We start from the raw sequence: 19,522 nt of genomic DNA on the forward strand, positions 1-19,522 counted from the left end.
TGGGGAGGGGTTCTTCCCCGATGTATTAGAAAAGTATCAAAAAACCTTAAAATTTGCTCAAAAAAGCCGATAATTCCATTTTGGAGTTAATCTGTTCCCACTGGTCCAGGGCTTTTTTCATGGTGCAGACGTCGATTTGACCGGGGGCGGCGGCACGTCCGATGGCTCCGTAGGTCAGGTTTGCCCCTTCCTTCAGGGACCAGAGGCGGCTGACCTTGCCGGTTTCGCCCATGCCGAAGGCGGCAAACATCTTGAAGTGCTTGGACTGCTTCTTGATGAACTTGTACAGCCTGTCGCAGTCGTCGTCGGTGTTGCTCATGGCGGCGATTTTCAGACCGGGGGCGCCGAAGCGTTTTACGTCCTTGGCGAAGGCATCCAGCTCTGCATCTCCCGGCACCCGGGTGAAGTTGTGCTCGGAGACTACAATCTGCACTCCGCGGACTGCCGCAAGCTTGTTAAGTTGTTCGTAATCGGTCAGGTAGTCTCTTTCAAGGTCGAGCCATTGGGGAACTTCCTTTGCCTTGAGGATCTTTTCCCACAGGGGCATGCGTTCTACGGCGCGGCTGCTTTCGAAGGTTCCGCCGTCGTGCTTGAGACGGATAGTTCCTACCTGCAGCTGGTTCGGGCAGATTCTGCGGACGCGTTCGGAAAGTTCAGGCCAAAGCTTGGTATCGAAGAAATCGTAGCGGATTTCCAGGGCGTTGCAGCTGTCGAGATCGAGACGCACGGGGTGCATGCTGTCCTTTTCTGCTGCCTCAAGAACTTCGGGGCCGATAAGGCCGACAAGATATTTTTCGTTCATGAAGGGAAAGATAACAATTAACAATGAACAATTAACAATTAACAATTAACAATGAAGGATGAAAAATGGGTGGGGTTTTCTGGCGTCATTCTGACCCTGTAAGGGGAAGAATCCAGGGATGGGAAAATGAATAGTGAAGGATGGTGGGATAAAGTGGAATATTCAATGGATGGTTGTCAAATATTCTGTTCATTACGATAAAGTACGTGGAATGGCCTTGTCGGTGGCGTGAATTGCCTATGTGGCAGGCTGTTTTTACTAAATTGGCAGTGAACAAGATAAAGGATTATTTTATGGCTGATTGCAAAGACAAGAAAGAAGCCCAGACTCCGGATATGATGAAGAAGGCCGAGGAATACCTGGCCGAAAACCGCCGTATTTTCCTTTGGGGCGGTGTGGATGACGAAAGTGCCGAACGTATCGTGAAGCAGCTTCTGTATCTGGATTCCCTGAGCCACGACGATATTACCCTTTACATCAACAGCCCCGGTGGTGTCATTTCCAGCGGTCTTGCCATTTACGACTGCATGAACGCCATCAAGAGCGATGTGGCTACGGTTTGCTGTGGCCAGGCAGCCTCCATGGGCGCCGTACTTTTGACCTCTGGTGCCAAGGGCAAGCGTTACGCATGGCCCAATGCACGCATCATGATTCATCAGCCCTTGATTCACGGCGAAATCGTGGCTCCTGCCAGCGATATCCAGATTCAGGCTGAGGAAATGCTCCGCATCCGTAACATTACGGGCAAGATCCTTGCTGAAACTTCTGGCCACACCATGGAAGAAATCGACCGCGATACGGAACGCGACAACTTCATGAGTGCCGAAGAAGCCAAGAAGTACGGCCTGGTGGATATTGTAGAAAGTAAGCTTTAATATGGTCGCCGGGGCGCACCTGTTGTGGCCCGAGTGGCGAAGAACTGGCGAGAACGATAATGGGATTTTTTTCTGCGATTAAGAGTGGCCTTGCAAAGACCCGCGACGCCCTGATGGGGGAACTCAAGGGTATTGTTGGTGCTGGCAAGATTACGGACGAAACTCTGGAAGAACTGGAGGAACACCTGATCAAGGCTGACGTGGGTGTGGAAGCCGCGTTCCTTTTGACGGACGCCCTCCGCGAAAGCGCCTTGGGCAAGTCCCTTACCACAGAGCAGGTCCTTGACATTATGCGTAACGAGGCTGAGCGCCTGCTGAAGGATCCTCCTCCCTTTGAACTTAAGGGCAAGCCCCACGTTATCCTGGTGATTGGCGTTAATGGCGCCGGAAAGACTACCACCATCGGTAAGCTTGCTGCCCGCCTTATTGGCGAAGGCAAGAAGGTCATGATTGCCGCCTGCGATACTTTCCGTGCGGCTGCCATCGACCAGTTGGAAACCTGGGCTGAACGTTCCGGGGCGGAATTCGTGAAGCATCAGGAAGGCTCCGACCCGGCTGCTGTCGCCTTTGACGCTTGCCAGGCCGCCACTGCCCGCGGTTGCGACGTTGTGCTGATCGATACCGCAGGTCGCCTGCATAACAAGGACTACCTGATGGAAGAACTGAAGAAGATCGTCCGCGTCATCAAGAAGGTGAATCCGGATCTTCCTCACGACATGTGGCTTGTCATTGACGGCAACACCGGACAGAATACCATCAACCAGACCAAGATCTTTAACCAGAGCTTCCCGCTGACGGGTCTCGTGGTGACCAAGCTGGATGGTACCGCCCGTGGTGGCGCCGTGCTTTCCATTGCCAGCTCCCTGCAGATTCCTATCCGCTGGATTGGCATGGGTGAACGCATCGATCAGCTGGTTCCCTTCAGTAAGGCTGAATACGTCGAAGGTCTCTTCGAAAACGCTTTGGAAGAAAAGTAAGGAAGATGACCGCCGGCAAAGTAGACATCAAGGCTGTTTTCGCCAACGGAATCAAGGGAGGGCGCCTGCTCGCCCTTTCTTTCGTTTTGATGTCCGCATTTTTCATTGCCGGCTGTTCCAACGAGGTTACCGCAGATGCAAGATTTGTTGATGCCTTTATTGATCTGCGTACTGCGGAAATCGCCTATGGAACAACGTCTCCCACGGCCCGCCTTGCCCGTCACGAGATTCTCAAGAAGTACGGGTACACTCGGGAGGAGTTCCTTGCCCAGGCTCAGTCCGTTCTTGACGACGAGCGAATGTGGGTGCCTTTCCAGAGGGCTGTGAACGCGGGTCTGGATTCCCTTCTGGCAGATAAGAAACAAGCTCAGCCAGGCGAACCTGCTGTCAAGAAAGGCCCTGGCCCCGGAAATCCCGGTATGAGGGCGGGCATGCACCAGGTTCCTGCTCGTAAGGGAGGTGTTGAGTAATGTTCTCCAATATGTCTAGAACCCCGGTTCTGTTTGTCTTGATCCTGTTGTGTAGTCATCTTGCTTTTGCTGGCAATGATGCCTCTGCAAAAAATCCCGGTGAGAAAGTTCCCCGTCGGCTGGTAAAGTGGATGGGGTATAACGAGGCCTTGGAAAAGGCAAAGACCGCCCCCCGCCTGATTTTCGTGGATATGTACGCGGACTGGTGCGTTCCTTGCCGCATCATGGACAAGAACGTTTATTCCGATCCTACGGTCGCCTCTATCTTGAACACGCGTTTCTACGCTGTCAAGCTAGATGCGGATTCCCAGGATTCCATTGTGTGCGATGGCATCAAGAATACGGTTCAGCGCTGTTACTTTGACGTGTGGGAATTGCACGCGCTTCCTGCCTTTGTGCTGGTGGCACCCAAGGGCATGAGTATCCTTACGGTAACGGATTCCATGTCGCCCCAGGAACTGCAGTATATGCTTTACCAGTTTTTAGAGAAAGAAAAGGAGTGGATGTCTCGATGAGTGAAGAATTCCTCTTTTATGTTCAGATCGTGTTTTGGGTTTCCCTGCTGTTGGTACTTCACTGTTACCTGCTGTTCACGGTGACGCTTCCCTTTGTCAGTGAATTGTTCAAACGCCGCAGGGAGGTGAACAAGGATTTTGAAGAACTGCCTACGGTTTCAATCCTGATTTCCGCTTATAACGAAGAAGCGGTTATTGAACGTAAGATTCACAACATCCTTGAAATCGACTATCCCAAGGATAAACTGGAAGTGCTGATTGGCGACGATGGTTCTGCTGACCGTACGGCGGAAATTGTGGCGCGCTATGCAGACCAGGGCATCACCTTGGTGAAGGCTCCCAAGAACGCGGGCAAGGCTGCCATGCTGAATCGCCTGAATGGTATCGCCAAGAATGAAATTCTTTTGCTGTGCGACGCCAACACCATGTTCTTCCCCAACGTTGTTCGCAAGCTGGTGCAGCCCTTTGTTGACGAAAAGATGGGTTGCGTCTGTGGCCACTTGATTCTTTCTGACAAGAGTGGAAGTGTCCTTGGTCGTGGAGAAAGTTCCTACTGGGATCTTGAATCTGAAATCAAGAAGTTCGAGGGTGCCCTGGATCGCCTTGTGGGTGGCAATGGTGCTCTCTATGCGATTCGTCGCAAGCTTTATACGGAGCTTCCGGTCAAGAAAAGCGTCATGGATGACTTCTTCATTGCAACGAAGGTTCTGCAGAAGGGCTATCACTGCACCTTTGTTGATAGTGCCATCGGAACGGAACAGACATCCAAGGAATCTAGCGGTGAGTTCCGTCGCAAGGTCCGCATTGGTCGAGCAAATTTCAACTTCCTGTTCTCCTATCTGCCGTTATTGAACCCTCTTCGTCCCTTGACCGCCTACTTGTTTTTTTCCCACAAGATTTTGCGTTGGTTCTCTCCTCATATTTTGATCTTGCTTTATGTTGCCAGTGCTCTTCTTTTGACCTCCGGTTTGGTGTACCAGGTTTTCTTTGGACTGATGACGCTAGGACTGCTGGTTGCCTTGACTAGAGTTGTTCCCAGCGCCTACTACTTCCTGTTGATGAATTATGCCATGCTGAAGGGTTTCTTCCTGGCCTTTACTCCCGAAAAGAGTGGCGGTTGGGCTCGAGAGGCTCGTGGTGATGATGAGGCCTAGGCAGGAGGATTTTATAATGAAGCGACTGGTTGCTACTCTGATTTTTGTTGTTGCCGCTGTGGCCGGACTGTCGGTTCCTGCCCGCGCCTTTACCATGGATGTCCAGGGCGGTGTGGTGAATCATGTGGGGCACTTGACGAATTTCAACTTGAACGTCTACGGGCATTACTGGTTCCCCATAGACCAGATGCTTTTTGTCGGTGTCGGTTCCGGTTATCAGGAAATCGATAACGTGGGGCTTATTCCGGTAAGTGCCAGCGCCTGGATTCGCTTGCCTATCGGTAGCCAGACCTTGCCTGTCGCGACGGGCGACTGGGGTTATCTCTTTGGCGAAGACAATCAAATGTTCTGGCGAGTGGGCGGTGGCTTTGACATCAAGAACGGGGACTACTCTTCCATCATGCTGATGGGCGGTTACCAGTTCTTGGATCATGATGGTCGCGGTTACGTGTACCTACAGGCTGGTATCCTGGTTGAAATCTAGCTGTTGAAATTAGATGAACAACGGTGGCTTTGCCACAAAATGAAAATTTGCTGCAAAATGAAAAAGCGCGGATGCATTCCGCGCTTTTCTGTATTTATTCATTGCCTTAGCGGTTACTGAAGGCTCGCTACTCATAGCGTAGCGGGCTCATAGCTATTAGCCCTTGGCCAGCAGGTTCATCAGTTCGCTGTCCAGACGGTCGGCGTTGTTGTACTGGGCAAGAGAGTTATGGAGGGATTCGCCCTTGGAGACGATACCGAAGTCCAGGTTCTTGTAGTTCCAGTAGCTGTAGCCAACGTCTGCGTCACGGAGGATTTCCATGAAGTCGCGCATCCATGCCATCTGGTATTGACGGGGCACCTGAACGTACACGCCGAATTCGTTACATGCAACGGGCAGGTCGTACTTGGCGCGGAAATCCAGAGCGTTCTGGATGCTTGCCTGGAGGCGGGCCTTGTCCCACTTGCCGAATTCCACATCGAGACGGGTAGTGGCACCAGCTTCGGGGGCGGCGTAGTCGCCGGGCCAGGGGCGTTCGATCTTGAAGAAGGGATCGTTAATCCATGCGGCACCCTGATGAGTGAAGGTCACCGGAGTGTAAGTATGGAAACTGTAGATGGCGTTATCGTCATCCATCGGAGTAAGGGACTCGAACTCACGGGCACTGTTCCACTTGTTGCTACCCACCACGATGGTGTTCTTGGGTGCGTGCTTGCGGATAGTCCAGAAAATTTCGTCTTTTACTTTGTCCCAAATCTTGGAGTCGCTGCAGGAGGGTTCGTTCAACAGTTCCATCATCACGCGGGATTCGCCACTGTAGCGTTCGGCCATGTAGGCCCACACCTTGTTGGTGTCCTTGCGGGCTTCGGCGCTGGTAAAGAAAGCCTGTTCCTCGGAGCATCCCAGATGGAAGTCGTGGCCCGGGCATTTGTGCAAGTCCAGAATCACATCCAGGTCTGCAGCCTGGATTTCCTTCAATGCCTTGTCCAGGAGAGCGAAGACTTCTTCGTTAGGTTTAAGTTCCTTGCCGTCGAACACGTTGAAGTAGTCCACCGGCAGGCGAACGTGGTTGAACCCAGCCTCGCGGATGCGCTTGAAATCGCTTGCGTCAAGGAAGGTCTTGATGTGAGCGATGATCCCGGGGAAACCTACGGGATCTTTTTCCTGGATGCAGTCTACCTGACTGAACCAGCCACCCAAATTCACTCCGCGTAGTCTTTCTTTAATCATCTTGTCATCCCATTTGATTTGGGGAGCGGAATTGCCCCCGTGTTATAGACTTATTCGTTTACGATCTTAAGGTCTTCGTCGGCGATGTTCAAGCCCATGATGACTTCCATGTCGTCGGGCAGACCGTCAAAATCAACAACCAAGCCAACTTTCTTATCGTCGTCCTTCTGCTTTTCGAACAGCACGACGTCGTAAATCTTCATTTGCACCACAGCTTCCTGGGTAACAGGAATTTCGAGAGTCATTCCCTTGCTGATGGGGCCTTCTACAATCTTGCCTTTAAATACCAGAGTTTTCTGGTCTTCACCTAGAGAGGTTTTCTTTACGTGAAATACAGCCATTATTCCTTAGCCATTATTTTTTGTTTTTCGTTTCAATTATCCTCTGCAGCCACAATTTGGCCACGAAGAAAAGTTAACTTTTTTACATGACTTTACGAGTTGGTCGAATCCCTTTTTTGGTCTGTGCGCCCTTTTTTCATGATTTTTTGGGCCGCGAATCCGAGTATCCCGATGTGGAGTTCGTCGATGGTCCGCCTAGCGTCCATTGCGTAGGCTTAAAAGACGGATCAATCCATCTTTCTCCGGCATCTTCCATCGCCTTTGCGCAAAAGCCCGGCTCCATGGTTTTGTCGCCGGATATCTGCACGTCCTGTTCCTTTGAGGTGAGGTCGGTGAAGCTTTTTTCCCGTTTGCCCATAGAGGAGTTGGGGGGCCGCCTTATTCGAATGACTGCCCAGAGCATGACTTCGGTGAACTTATTGAAGATTCTGCTGGAGCAACGTTACAGGGTTACGGCGGTTTATGAGGATGGCGCCTACAGGGAAGGCGACGACGCATGCCTCCTGATAGGTGACCAGGCTCTCGAAGAAAATGAACGTCACCGCTTTCCCTACAGTTACGATCTTGGCAGTCTTTGGCAGGAATGGCAGAAGGTTCCCTTTGTGTTTGGCGCCTGGCTTGTTTCCAAGAAGGCCCTGGATCCAGAATTGAAACCGATTCTTGATCGCTATCTGCAGGACACCAAGGCCAGTGTCGAGAAATTTCGTGCCAATCCCTCTGCAGCCTTGGATAAGTGGCTTGCCAGGTATCCGGTAAACCTGCCCCGTGCCGTGGTGGATGATTATTACAGCGCGCTGGACTATCGATTTACCGATGAGCGAAAGAAATCCCTGGAGTTGTTCTACAAATGTGCTTCTGTTCAGGGACTGATCGCAGAAGTTCCTGCCTTGGAATTTTTATAATGTGAAATAGGATTAGGGAAGTGAAGGGTTAAAATGGTTGAAGAAAAGATTCTTATCGTAGACGACAATGCGGAAGTCATTGCCGATACTACCAAGCTCTTGACCCAGGTGGGTTACAGCGTTCTTTCGTTTACCTCTGGTGAGGAAGCTCTGGAGTTTCTGGAAGAAAACCGCGTGGACCTGGTTCTGCTGGACATCAACATGCCTAGCCTGAATGGCTACGAGGTCTGTACCAGGATTCGCCAGCAGTATGCTCTGGATGATCTTCCGGTAATCTTCTTGACCAGCCGTGAGGATACGGACAGTGTGACCAAGGGATTCCAGGCTGGCGCTTCCGATTTTGTCAGCAAGAGCTCCATTTCGGATATCCTGCTTGCCCGCGTGAATGTCCATATTCGACTTTCCAGATCCCTTCGTAATTTGCGAGATATTTCCTTGACCGATGACATGACCGGCTGTTTCAACCGTCGCCATGGAATGTACTCTCTGCGGGAATGGTTCTCTAGGCATAAGCGTTACGGGAACCAGTTCGCCATGATCTACTTTGACCTGAATGGACTGAAGGCGGTGAATGACATTCACGGCCATCAGGCGGGAGACCTGTTGCTACGTTCCGTGGTGAACGCGGCCAAGGAAATCCTTCGCGAAACGGACCTGCTGTTCCGTATGGGCGGTGACGAGTTCATGGTGATTTGCCCCGAGACAGACAAGGCTGGTGCTTTTGCCTGCGTAGAACGTATGCAGAAGGCAATCGCCTCCATTACGATTGTAGACAAGAAGGTTTCTTTCGCCTATGGTATTGCCCACTCCTCCGAGGACTACAAGGAAGTGGATGACATGATGCACAGTGCAGACGTTTCTATGTATGAATGCAAGAAGAAGATGAAAAAGGTTAGAGGATAAAGTTTAAAGGGTAAAGAAAAAGCATCAGTGTGAAACTGGTGCTTTTTTGCTTTTTAAGGTTGATGTCGTCGCTATGTTCAGGTGCTTACAAGGCTGCGCGGACGGCGTCCAGCAACTCTGTTAGGCGGCGCTCGATTTCGTTCCAGTTGCCTTCGGCCATAAGCTTGGCACTGAAGATGCTTCCGCCAAAGGCCAGCAGGTTGGCTCCAGCCTTCAGGTAGTCGCCAGCGTTTTCCGCGTTCACGCCACTGCAGGCGAGGAGCGGAATGTCGCGGAAGGGGCCGCGAAGCGCCTTGATGTATTTCGGGCCGCCTACGCAATCCACTGGGAAAATCTTTACGGCGGTGGCGCCAAGGTCGTAGGCTTTCTGCACTTCGGTAGGAGTCAGGGCGCCTGGAATAATCGGTGTATTCTGAGCTGCGGCGGTTCGAATAATGTTGCTTCGGGTATTGGGCGTCACGATGAAACTGGCGCCTGCCAGCAAGGCTTTTTCGAGGTCTTTGTCGTGGCGGACGGTGCCTGCGCCGACGGCGATGTCGTAGGGCTTGCATGCATCGCGCAAGGCGGTGATGATTTCTGCAGCGCCATCGGTATTCATGGTGACTTCAATGGCCTTAAGGCCGCACTTGGCTGCAGTCTGCGCGCAAAGTTCCTCGGATCCCTTAGGGATGTCGCGGAGGATGCCGATAACTGGCATATCTTTTAAAAAATCAAGTAAATCCATGCCCTAAATATACAAGAAAAAATAGAAGGCGAAAACTATAAAAAGATGTTTTGACTTTATCCGTTTCCGAAGAGATGAATGCTTTACAGGAAATGAAAAATGCCGACGTTTTATCGCCGGCATTTTGATGTTTTTAAAGTATCGAGGTGCTTACTTCACCTTGAAAGCCTTGGAGGCAAGAACCTTGTTGCCAGAAACCAGCTTTGCAATAAGGGTTCCGCGCTTGGGAAGTTCCTCGAAGCGGACTTCGCCATAGGTGCCTTCGAAAGACCTGCTCATCAGCTGGTTGCCCAGCAGGTCGAAGATCTTGAGGGACTTTACGCCCTGGGCGTTAGTCTGGACAAAAAGACTTTGGCCGGTAACGAACATTTTGGCGCTTGCTGCAGGGACGGCAACCTTGATTGCTTCGGTGCTATCGATAGGCGTTTCGATGACGCGGTCTGCGGTTTCGTTTACAGGACCGTAACCCCACAGGAGTTTGCCCTTGCTACGAATGACGATATAGGGGGCGGCAGGGGCTTCCTGGTAGTCGCCCTGGTCCTTATCCCAAGTAGGGGCGCCTGCGTAGGCCGGCATATTCTTGTCTGCTTTGTGAATACCGAAACTCCAGCTCTTAGAAACATCATACTTGGCTGGTTCGCGTGATGTTTCGCATCCTTCACCCATGTTTACGCCTGAGCTTGTAGAAATGTCCATTCGTACACGACCTCCAGCCACTACGGAATCAAGTACGATGGGTAGGGCCCAGGTGTAGTTCTTTGTCGCTGAATCGTAAGAGTCTTCGACCTTTTGCAAGGACTTATTGCCGCGAATGGCATTTGTTATGGCCTTGTCATTGGGACACGGTTTGTTGAACCCGGCTTGGTCATAAGCCTGACAAATATTCAAATCAAACATGATGTTGCAACTGGAAACTTCCTCTTCGGGAGCCTCGAAATAGATGTACACCACCACACTATCCAGTTGTTCCAAGGTGTGGTTGATGAAGCCCACATTATATACGTCCATATCACCCCAAGCGTAGTGATACAATTCTGCCTGAATCATATCCATACTAAAGGGGGAAGCGTCAGTAGTTTTGCAATTGTCGCACTTCTTTTCGTAGTAGTCGTTGCCGCCATTGCTTAGAATGGTGAGAGAGGATGTAAGGACTGCGGATGCGTCAAGACAAACATCAGATATATGGTAATCCTCCCAACTCATGCTGGAAGGAACCATGGAATTCTTGCTGTTTGGGGGTGTGCCACCAAAAAGAGCTCCAACAGGGCGCACATACTTGTAATTCCAAGCAGGAGTGTTCTTGCCTTCGGGATTGGAAGCTCTATGGAATGGATGGTTGTCGTTCTTGTCACCCACGCCATAGACAAAGGAAATATCCCAGGGATTTACGCCCAGGAGGTAGTTCAGCTGGTTGATTCCCAATTGCATAAACTTACTGGAGTTCCAGTTCTGCTTACCACCTTCGGGTAGGTTTATTTCCTCAAGATCCTTGGTTACATCGGCATAGGCCAAAACATCAATAGTGTTTCCTACATAATAGCGGTTGTATAGCCAAGGTGATATCGAAGACATGTCGTACCACGTAGAACCATAGGAAAGATTACTTGCGAATCCTGTCATAGAGGGGACGGCTATGGAGGATGTTCCTGAGCTACTTAGGAACGTTAGGTTATTGGCGAGGTTGTATGCGACTTTTTCTGCATAAGACTGTCGGTTGTCTTCGCTGATTCCATACTTTGATGCAGTATCTTTGTCTTTCAGGAGTAGCTTGTAGAAACCGTAGAGGGCAAAAGTCGTAGAGTTGCTCCAGTCAGTCGTATGGATTTTTCTCATGCCGTCTCGGGTATGTGCCATCCAACCGCCATTAAAGAAGCCTGTAGTGCTTTCCTGCTGAACGCCAATGGTCTTGTCTTCTACGGCGTCATTCAGGTAGTTCATTTCCTTTGTTTTTTCGTAGGTTGCGTAATGGAGCGCGATTGCTGCAATGGCCAGCTTGTCATGGTAATAGGAACTACCCATATAGGCGGGAGATCCCCAGCCGGCGGCTTCCTTGTTGTACACGAACTTCTTGCCATTGTCGTAGGTGTCCTTGCCTAGAGCCAGAGACTTGGCGAAGTCGTACATCTTTTCGGCAACGGTAAGACAGCTGTCAGCAAAATCTTTATCGTACTTGGCGTACAGCTTTCCTACAATGGCAAGGCCTGCGGCAATTTCACCACCGACATTTGAACCGATTTCACCAAGGCGCAGGTCTCGCTCTGCAGAGCCTCCGCGACCAGTGACGGTCAAGGCATCCTGAGCTTCTGGGCGGCCCCACCAGCCATGATCGGAACCGAAATTGCCCACGGAAACGACCATGTTGTCTACGATACCCTTGGCGGCACGATAGGAATTGACAAAGAATGCTGCTCCATGGGCTGCTTCGCGAAGAACGTCGGGCACATCGTCTGTCTTTACAAAATCACCCTGGTTGTAGGCGTAATGGTCCACATCCTTTGCGGGATTGGTGGCGGACATTACGGCCAAAGTCATAAAGGCAAATGCCTGGGTCTGTGATTCCTTCAAATGGTCGCCGCAGTCGTACCAACCACCCTGTAAATCACCTGCCTTTAAGGTAAAGTCTGCTACCGCATCATCGCCTAGCACGACCTTGCCAGATCCATCCTTGGTGTGGCTGGGACCGTGGAACCAGGATTGGGAATTGCCGCTACGTTGGATGCCGAAGAATTTCAGGGAGGCGTCCTTCACCATGGTGTAGACGTCATCGCTTACAATGAAGGTACTGGAAATTTCGCTGCCCACCTTGATGCGCAGGCGCTTTTCAGTAGGGACTGACTGGGGAATGTTTCCTATCTGGATGATTCCTGTGGTTCCAGTAAAATCAATTTTGTAACGCCTCATGTCATTGCTTGCCGCGTTGGTACCTGCAATGATAGTCCAGTCGGAAGAAGTTTCTACTTCGCTGTTCTTAAAGGTTCCCGTGACCTTGGGGCTCAGGGATTTGCCCATTTCGTCAACCACTTCGAATTCTTCGGCGGAACCTACAAAGTAGAACTGGCGTTCAGTATCCTTCTTCAGGTAACCTGCCTGGTTTACGCGGATTGGGGAAATCTTGGTATTGATGGCGTCGAGATAGGCCTGGTCCAGGGTGTCGGGCATCAGGGCGCCAGCTTCAAAACTAGCAGGGGTCCTGGGGATATCGAGGACACCGATTTTTTTGGTAATGGTTGTGTCAAACTTGTCTATGACCTTGTCGTCCCAGGTCAGGGGCCATGTGGGGCGAATCAGGTCGTAGGGTGTGGTGGCGGCAACGGCTGCTGTTCCAGAGAGAGCTGCAATAGCAGTGGCTGCCATAAAATGGGTTGCTTTTTTATTACAAGACATATGATTTTCCTAACCAAATAACGTTATTTGGTTCCAATATAAAAAGATTGCTGGAATCTTACAAGCGTTTGTTACAAATATCTTGCAATGTTTGGTTTAAATGAAAATAAGAGTGGTATTATTCAAATCTCAATGCTTCGATAGGATCCAGTCGGCTGGCCTTTCGGGCGGGATACCATCCGAAGAAAACGCCTGTCATGAAGCAGACGCCAAAGCTGACCACGACGCTTGTCAGTGACACGCTCATGGGCCAGTTTAGAATGGACTTTACCGCCTGGGAGGCGCCGATGCCCAGGGCGATTCCGATGAGGCCGCCCAGCAGGCTGATGGCAACGGATTCAAAAAGGAACTGCAGGAGAATGTCGCGACCCCGGGCACCGATGGCCATGCGTAGCCCGATTTCCTTGGTGCGTTCCGTAACGGAGACATACATGATGTTCATGATGCCGATACCGCCAACAAACAAGCTGATGCCTGCAATTACCGTAAGGACTAAGGACAACATATCGGAAGTGTTGGTCATCATTGTGATCATTTCTTCCTGGGTGAAGATGCGGAAGGGGTCCGTAGGACGAGTCCATTGGCGGCGTTCCTTCAGGATGCCCATGATTTCTTCGGTAGCCTGTTCCGCATAGCCTTCGCCGATGGTGTTTGCAAAAATCTGGCGGATTTCCGTGGTGGCGTTAAAGCGTTTCATCACCGTCTGGTAGGGAGCGAAGATGACGTCGTCCTGGTCCTGCCCGAAGTCGCCGCCGCCCTTGCCTTTAAGGGTGCCGATGACTTTCAGCGGGATGCTCTTGTACCTGATGGTTTTTCCCAGAGGGTTGCCTTCGGGGAACAGGTTCTTGACAACGGTCTGTCCGATGACGCAGACTTTTGCCATACGGTCGGCGTTGTCGTCAAACATGACGCCTTCGTCGATTTCGTAATTACGGATTTTGAGATAGTCCGACGAAATGCCGCTAAGGGCCGTGGGGGAGTTGTTGTTCCCTGCAATGGCTTGCCCGCCGGCGGTAATCATGGGGGACACTGCATCGATGTACTGCGCCTCTTCCCGAAGGGCGATGACGTCGGCCTCTTCCAGGGAAACAGCCGATTCCGTCTGGACGCCGCCACGACGGTCCCGGTTCGGCATGATGATGATGGCGTTGGTGCCCATGGATGTCATCTGGTCCTTGATGGACTGCTTGGAGCCTTCGCCCATGGCCACCATGGCGATGACGGCTGCCACACCGATGACGATGCCTAACACCGAAAGGAAGGTCCGCATGCGGTTGCGGAACAAAGCCTTCAACGCAATTTTCATCAGGACAAACGGACTCATCAGGCACCCTCCCCGCGACGGACTTCGCCGGAGGCTTTGCTTGAATCTTCGTCGGCTCCGGAATCGTCGTCAAAAACTTCGGGCGGAGGCAGCGCCTCAAGGGCTGCGCGGGCGTCCGCCACGTTCTCGTTGATTACATCCTTTTTCAGGAGGCCGTCCCGTAGTGTAATAGTGCGTCCGCTGAAGGTGGCGATGTCCGGCTCGTGGGTCACGAAGGCGATGGTCTTTCCCTGGCGGTGCAGTTCCTGGAAGATCATCATGATTTCGTAACTGGTGCGGGTGTCCAGGTTTCCTGTGGCTTCGTCTGCGAGAATGATGACAGGGTCGTTGACAAGGGCGCGGGCGATGGCCACACGTTGCTGCTGACCGCCGGACATCTGGTTGGGCAGGTGGTTCATGCGGTCCTGAAGCCCCACCATTTCCAGGGCTTTTATGGCGCGTCGCCGGCGTTCCGAGGCGGATATCCTGGAATTATAAAGCAGGGGCAGTTCCACGTTCTCTAACGCGGTAGTGCGACTCAGCAAGTTGTAACTCTGAAAGACAAAACCCAGTTTCTGGTTACGAATGCGGGCAAGGGCGTCCCGCTTCAGCCTTTCGGTATGTTCCCCGTCCAAAATGTAGTGGCCGCTGGTAGGCTTGTCCATGCATCCAAGGATGTTCAGCATGGTGGACTTGCCGGACCCGCTGGTGCCCATGATCGTTACGAATTCTCCCTGGCGGATGTCAAAACTAACGCCTCGAAGGGCGTGGACGGTTTCGTCGCCCATTTTGAAGTCTCGCCGCAGGTTTTGTACCGATAGAATGGATTTTTCGCACATTATTGCAAAGTTAGATGTTTTTGATACTCAAAAAGTTGCGTTAAATCACAAAAAGGGGGTGGTGTTGAGAGAAAAGCAATGAAATATGGTGTATCAAGGATAGTGCGCCCCTTGAACTTTGTTACAAAAAAGCTACATTTCCCCGTCGAATGTACAAAAAATGGTCCGTATGGGTTTTGGATTCCATTTTTAAACGGATCATGAATTCTAGAGGAGATACAATGAAAAAAATCATTGGTATATCATTACTCGCTGGCGGTATGGCCTTTGCCCAGTCCGGGCTTATGGGTGGAACCTCCGGTATTCATCAGCACAACGCTTATACCCTTGGTCAGTGGGGTATCGAAGCCGGTACCGGTGGCGATGTGACCTTTGACTCCTGGTCCCATTCCCGTGGTGGCGAAGTTTACAAGAATGGTGGAAAGGACGTGTTCCATGACTTTTCCGGTTCTCTGGCTGGTAACGTTCACGGTGCTATCGGTCTTGCCGATTTCTTGGACATCGGTATGGCTCTGCCCCTTTACTATGACCACGCCAATGCCCACGGCATCCTGCCCGGCGGCGAAGGTGACCTTTGGAAGGCCTCCCGTGGTGACGTGGACATGTGGATGAAGATCAACCCCATTGGCGACGAACATACCCTGTTCGCCATGGCTGCTATTGTTGATTTGTATCTCCCCACTGGCGACAAGGGCGTAGGTGTCCGTCCCCGTCATGCCTGGTACTTGAATGAAGAAGGCGGCGAAACTCAGCCGTATTCCTCCGACGACCTGAACATTGGCGCTACCTTGGTGTTCACCTTGAACTTCTCCAACATGGGCGCTCCCATTATTTGGAATACCCACGCTGGTGTTGTCTATGCCAACGAAGGTACCTCCACCTTGGTCTATGGCACCGGTGTTAACTGGCTGGCCCTCTCCTGGATGGAAGTCTTTGCTGAATTCTCCGGCGAAATGCTGATCGAAGACGGTTACTATCCTCGCGATCCCAAGGATGACCCCATGCTCCTGACTCCGGGTCTTCGTTTCCACCTGCCGTGGAACATCGACTTCTCCATTGGTCTTGACGTGGCTGTCCGTGCTCTGCGTAACTTCGGTTACGACTACAAGGACGAAATGCATGAAATTGAAAACTACACCATCGGTTATACCGACAAGCATGGTACCAAGGTTCGCTACGGTTACGTTCCGACCCCGAACTATGCCGGTACTGCTAACCTGACCTGGCGCTTCGGTGGCAAGCTGAACCGCGACAGCGACAAGGATGGTGTTAAGGATGAACTGGATAAGTGCCCGCATACTCCGGAAGTTGCAACTGTGGACTCCGTTGGCTGCCCCATTGACTCCGATGGCGATGGCCTGATTGACGGTCTCGACAAGTGCCCCAAGACTCCGAAGGGTGCTGAAATCGATACTACTGGTTGCCCCATCGACTCTGACGGCGACGGCATCTTCGATGGCCTTGACCAGTGCGCTGACACCCCGAAGGATGTGATTGTTGATTCCACCGGTTGCGCTATGGATACCGATAAGGACGGCGTACCTGATGGCCATGACAAGTGCCCCAACACCTTGCCTGGTGCAGCTGTTGATTCTACCGGTTGCCCGGCCGACAGCGACAAGGATGGTGTAACCGACGCTCTCGATAGCTGTGCAGATACTCCGAACGGTGCTGCCGTTGACTCTGTTGGCTGCCCCATTGACAGCGACAAGGATGGCGTATTCGACGGTCTCGATATGTGCCCCAACACCAAGGAAGGTGCTAAGGTTGATGAACACGGTTGCGACAACGACGCTGATGGCGACGGTGTTGTAAACGAACTCGACAAGTGCCCCAACACTAAGGAAGGCGTTGCTGTTGACTCTACCGGCTGCCCCATGGATTCTGACAAGGATGGCGTTAAGGACGACGTAGACAAGTGCCCCAACACCAAGGAAGGCCTTGAAGTCGACGAAACCGGTTGCCCGCTTGACTTCGACAAGGACGGCGTGCCCGATGCATTCGACAAGTGCCCCAACACCAAGGAAGGCGTGCCTGTTGATTCTACCGGCTGCAGCGCTGATAAGGACAAGGATGGTGTACCTGATGGTCTCGACCAGTGCCCCAACACTCCGAAGAATGCTCCGGTAGACTCCGTTGGCTGCCCGCTTGACTCCGACAATGACGGCGTTCCTGACTACCAGGATAAGTGCCCCAACACCTTGGAAGGTGTGAAGATTGACGCTAAGGGCTGCCCGGTCAACAAGAAGGAAGACCTGGAACGCTTGAAGAAGGGCATTGAATTCGAAAGCGGTTCCGCTAAGCTGACCAAGTCCAGCTACGCAACCCTCGACGATATCATCAGCCTGATGAAGAAGATCGAATCTGCAAACCTGGAAGTTCAGGGCCATACCGATAACACCGGTTCTGCTGAAGGTAACAAGAAGCTTTCTCAGGAACGTGCCCAGGCTGTGGTTGACTACTTCACTCAGAACGGCATCGATGCTGAACGCGTCCGTGCAGTTGGCTTCGGTCAGGACAAGCCCATCGCCGACAACAAGACCAAGAAGGGTCGTGCTAAGAACCGTCGCGTGGAACTGATCCCGTTCCAGAAGTAATATCTAGCAAGTAGATCTTACGGATATAAAAAGTCCGCCTCCGGTTTCCGGGGGCGGTCTTTGTTTTTTACAGGTAATTTATTTGGATTTAAAAACCCATTTTTTATAAAGCGTAAAACTTGCAAGAACGTAAACAACGTTGGCGATGACATTTGCAAGATAGCTGGGCTTCATGAACTGGGAAGCGAATTCGGCAACAGGTTTGCACCATGGAGCGTTTGTCAGCAGGTAGACGGAACCTTCCAAGACAAGAAGATTTAGACCGTAGGCGCAGAGAAACACTATCAGGAATCGTGTCACCTCGGTACGTTTTTCATTGTTGCTTTTGAAGTTCCAGATGCGATTCATCAGATAGCTGTTGCATCCTCCGGCGATGAATCCAAGGAAGTTTGAAAGTTCCAGGTTCCAGTCCAGAAGCTGGTGTAGCACCCAGACTACCAGTAACGTAATCAGGGTGTTCATGATACCGATGAGATTGTATTTGACAAAGTGAAGCATCCCGCTGAAAATAACTATTTTCGTTGGTATGGACTGGATTGCATCTAAAAAGTGTACCGCGGCAGAGGCTGCGGAAATGGTTTCTAACGGAGATATTCTTGGTGTTTCCGGCTTTACCTTGGCGGGATATCCCAAGGAAGTGCCGACGGCCATAGCCGCCAGGGCGCAGCGCCTCCACGATGCCGGCGAGCCTTTCCAGGTGACGCTGTTTTCTGGTGCATCTACCGGTGATTCCTGCGATGGCGCCCTTGCCCGTGCGAATGCGGTCAGCTTCCGCGCGCCTTACCAGTCCAATCCCGCTTTGCGCAAGGCCATTAACGCGGGCTCCATCAAGTATATCGACGCCCACCTCGGCAAGATCGGCTTCTGGATTCGCACGGGCGCACTTCCTGCCCCGACGGTAGCCGTCATCGAAGTGACCGCCATACTTCCCGACGGACGAGTCTGCCTTTCGACCTCCGGCGGAAATTCCGTTTGTTTCTTGCAGACCGCACAAAAGATTATTCTTGAATTGAACACCCGCCTGGGTGACGCCTGTATCGGCATTCATGATTCTGCCTTGCCGGAGCTTCCGCCTCATGCTAGGCCCCTGCCTATCTATTCCGCAGGCGACCGCGTTGGCGAAGAGTTCGTGAAGATTGACCCCAGCAAGGTTGTTGCCATTGTAGAGTCCTCCCGCTTTGACGAGGTCACTCCCTTTGTGGAACCGGATGAAATCTCCATCAACATAGCCCAGCGCATTCTGGACTTTGTCCGTTTCGAGGAATCCAGGGGACGCCTGCCCAAGGGGCTTGCCTACCAGAGTGGTGTGGGCAAGGTGGCTAACGCAGTTCTCAGTGCCATGTCTGATGACGATCGCCTAAGCCAGATTGACCTGTATACCGAGGTAATCCAGGAGGCGGTTCTACCTTTGTTAAAGAAGGGGAAGCTTGGTGTAGCATCGGGCACAGCCCTTACTTTGTCTGAAAGTACCCAGAAGGAATTTGTCGCCAACTCCGCGGAGTGGAAAAAGCATTTGATCATCCGCCAGCAGGAAGCAAGCAACAGTACTGACGTTATCCGCCGTCTTGGGGTTATCTCCATGAATACAGCCCTGGAGATGGATATTCTTGGCAACGTGAACAGTTCCATGGTGGCAGGCTCTGCCATGATGAATGGCATTGGCGGTTCCGCGGACTTTTCCCGTAACTGTTTCCTAGGTTTCTTCATGACGCCTTCAGTTGCAAAGAACGGGGCGATCAGTTCCGTGGTGCCCTATGTAAGTCATGTGGACCATCCTGACCATGATACCATGATCTTCGTGACGGAACAGGGACTTGCCGACCTCCGTGGTCTTGCCGCCGAGGAACGAGCTAGACTTATCATCAAGAACTGCGCTCATCCCGACTACCGCGAACCTCTGACGGACTTCCTGGAATTCAGTCTTAAGCATGCCAAGGGCGTCCATATTCCGGCGGCCCTTTCCAAGGCTTTTGAAATGCACCAGAAGTTCCTGGAAACGGGTTCCATGAGATAGTTTGGACC

General features: G+C 51.8%; 18 protein-coding genes. 10 read left to right on the forward strand and 8 right to left on the reverse strand.

Annotated elements, in window-relative coordinates; genetic code table 11:
• Positions 1 to 46 precede the first annotated feature (46 nt).
• The gene (locus tag MJZ26_04430; protein ID MCQ2105021.1) at positions 47 to 802 is read right to left on the reverse strand and encodes a type I 3-dehydroquinate dehydratase; all 756 of its coding nucleotides are present in this window, start codon (positions 800 to 802) and stop codon (positions 47 to 49) included.
• Positions 803 to 1,095: 293 nt separating this feature from the next.
• Between MJZ26_04430 and MJZ26_04435 the strand changes: the two genes are divergently transcribed.
• The 6 genes from MJZ26_04435 to MJZ26_04460 are packed head-to-tail and all read left to right on the forward strand — an operon-like array spanning position 1,096 to position 5,277.
• On the forward strand, positions 1,096 to 1,677 hold the full coding sequence (locus tag MJZ26_04435; GenBank protein MCQ2105022.1) for an ATP-dependent Clp protease proteolytic subunit: 582 nt from the start codon (positions 1,096 to 1,098) through the stop codon (positions 1,675 to 1,677).
• Positions 1,678 to 1,736: 59 nt separating this feature from the next.
• Positions 1,737 to 2,654, forward strand: a complete 918-nt coding sequence (ftsY, locus tag MJZ26_04440; protein MCQ2105023.1) for a signal recognition particle-docking protein FtsY — start codon at positions 1,737 to 1,739, stop codon at positions 2,652 to 2,654.
• 5 nt (positions 2,655 to 2,659) lie between these two features.
• Positions 2,660 to 3,124, forward strand: a complete 465-nt coding sequence (locus MJZ26_04445) for a hypothetical protein (GenBank protein ID MCQ2105024.1) — start codon at positions 2,660 to 2,662, stop codon at positions 3,122 to 3,124.
• A complete protein-coding gene (locus MJZ26_04450; GenBank protein ID MCQ2105025.1) occupies positions 3,124 to 3,639 on the forward strand; it encodes a thioredoxin family protein in 516 nt (171 codons plus the stop codon). Before MJZ26_04445 ends, MJZ26_04450 begins: the two co-directional genes overlap by 1 nt.
• Positions 3,636 to 4,793 carry a glycosyltransferase family 2 protein gene (locus tag MJZ26_04455; GenBank protein ID MCQ2105026.1) on the forward strand — a complete coding sequence of 386 codons (1,158 nt, stop codon included), beginning with the start codon at positions 3,636 to 3,638 and terminating at the stop codon, positions 4,791 to 4,793. Before MJZ26_04450 ends, MJZ26_04455 begins: the two co-directional genes overlap by 4 nt.
• A gap of 16 nt (positions 4,794 to 4,809) precedes the next feature.
• Complete coding sequence (locus MJZ26_04460; GenBank protein ID MCQ2105027.1) at positions 4,810 to 5,277, forward strand: hypothetical protein; 468 nt, start codon at positions 4,810 to 4,812, stop codon at positions 5,275 to 5,277.
• A 156-nt stretch (positions 5,278 to 5,433) separates the two neighbouring features.
• Here MJZ26_04460 and MJZ26_04465 read toward each other — a convergent pair whose 3' ends face one another.
• Complete coding sequence (locus MJZ26_04465; GenBank protein MCQ2105028.1) at positions 5,434 to 6,507, reverse strand: glycoside hydrolase family 5 protein; 1,074 nt, start codon at positions 6,505 to 6,507, stop codon at positions 5,434 to 5,436.
• A 50-nt stretch (positions 6,508 to 6,557) separates the two neighbouring features.
• On the reverse strand, positions 6,558 to 6,848 hold the full coding sequence (locus tag MJZ26_04470) for a hypothetical protein (GenBank protein ID MCQ2105029.1): 291 nt from the start codon (positions 6,846 to 6,848) through the stop codon (positions 6,558 to 6,560).
• Between the two features lie 146 nt (positions 6,849 to 6,994).
• Between MJZ26_04470 and MJZ26_04475 the strand changes: the two genes are divergently transcribed.
• Entirely contained in the window at positions 6,995 to 7,750 is a 756-nt protein-coding gene (locus tag MJZ26_04475) for a menaquinone biosynthesis protein (GenBank protein MCQ2105030.1), read from the forward strand.
• Positions 7,751 to 7,783: 33 nt separating this feature from the next.
• A complete protein-coding gene (locus tag MJZ26_04480) occupies positions 7,784 to 8,653 on the forward strand; it encodes a diguanylate cyclase (GenBank protein ID MCQ2105031.1) in 870 nt (289 codons plus the stop codon).
• An 85-nt stretch (positions 8,654 to 8,738) separates the two neighbouring features.
• On the opposite strand, the gene MJZ26_04485 is transcribed toward MJZ26_04480, so the two are convergent.
• The 4 genes from MJZ26_04485 to MJZ26_04500 all read right to left on the reverse strand — a co-directional run bounded on the left by MJZ26_04485 (position 8,739) and on the right by MJZ26_04500 (position 14,852).
• Positions 8,739 to 9,377, reverse strand: a complete 639-nt coding sequence (locus tag MJZ26_04485) for a bifunctional 4-hydroxy-2-oxoglutarate aldolase/2-dehydro-3-deoxy-phosphogluconate aldolase (protein ID MCQ2105032.1) — start codon at positions 9,375 to 9,377, stop codon at positions 8,739 to 8,741.
• 150 nt (positions 9,378 to 9,527) lie between these two features.
• On the reverse strand, positions 9,528 to 12,761 hold the full coding sequence (locus MJZ26_04490) for a glycoside hydrolase family 9 protein (GenBank protein MCQ2105033.1): 3,234 nt from the start codon (positions 12,759 to 12,761) through the stop codon (positions 9,528 to 9,530).
• Positions 12,762 to 12,879: 118 nt separating this feature from the next.
• Complete coding sequence (locus MJZ26_04495) at positions 12,880 to 14,085, reverse strand: ABC transporter permease (protein ID MCQ2105034.1); 1,206 nt, start codon at positions 14,083 to 14,085, stop codon at positions 12,880 to 12,882.
• Positions 14,085 to 14,852 (reverse strand): ABC transporter ATP-binding protein, encoded by a 768-nt coding sequence (locus tag MJZ26_04500; GenBank protein MCQ2105035.1) that lies wholly within the window; start codon positions 14,850 to 14,852, stop codon positions 14,085 to 14,087. The genes MJZ26_04495 and MJZ26_04500 overlap by 1 nt, the downstream gene beginning before the upstream one ends.
• Positions 14,853 to 15,124: 272 nt before the next feature.
• On the opposite strand from MJZ26_04500, the gene MJZ26_04505 reads away from it, so the two are divergent.
• Positions 15,125 to 17,500: a thrombospondin type 3 repeat-containing protein gene (locus MJZ26_04505; protein ID MCQ2105036.1), complete on the forward strand. Its 2,376-nt coding sequence runs from the start codon at positions 15,125 to 15,127 to the stop codon at positions 17,498 to 17,500.
• Between the two features lie 78 nt (positions 17,501 to 17,578).
• On the opposite strand, the gene MJZ26_04510 is transcribed toward MJZ26_04505, so the two are convergent.
• Positions 17,579 to 17,998, reverse strand: coding sequence for a GtrA family protein (locus tag MJZ26_04510; protein MCQ2105037.1), 420 nt, complete (start codon positions 17,996 to 17,998; stop codon positions 17,579 to 17,581).
• Between the two features lie 28 nt (positions 17,999 to 18,026).
• Here MJZ26_04510 and MJZ26_04515 point away from each other — a divergent pair, with 28 nt between their 5' ends.
• Positions 18,027 to 19,514 carry an acetyl-CoA hydrolase/transferase family protein gene (locus tag MJZ26_04515; protein ID MCQ2105038.1) on the forward strand — a complete coding sequence of 496 codons (1,488 nt, stop codon included), beginning with the start codon at positions 18,027 to 18,029 and terminating at the stop codon, positions 19,512 to 19,514.
• Positions 19,515 to 19,522: the final 8 nt, after the last annotated feature.

The organism is Fibrobacter sp. (genome assembly GCA_024398965.1).
In the GTDB taxonomy this organism is placed as follows: Bacteria; Fibrobacterota; Fibrobacteria; order Fibrobacterales; family Fibrobacteraceae; genus Fibrobacter.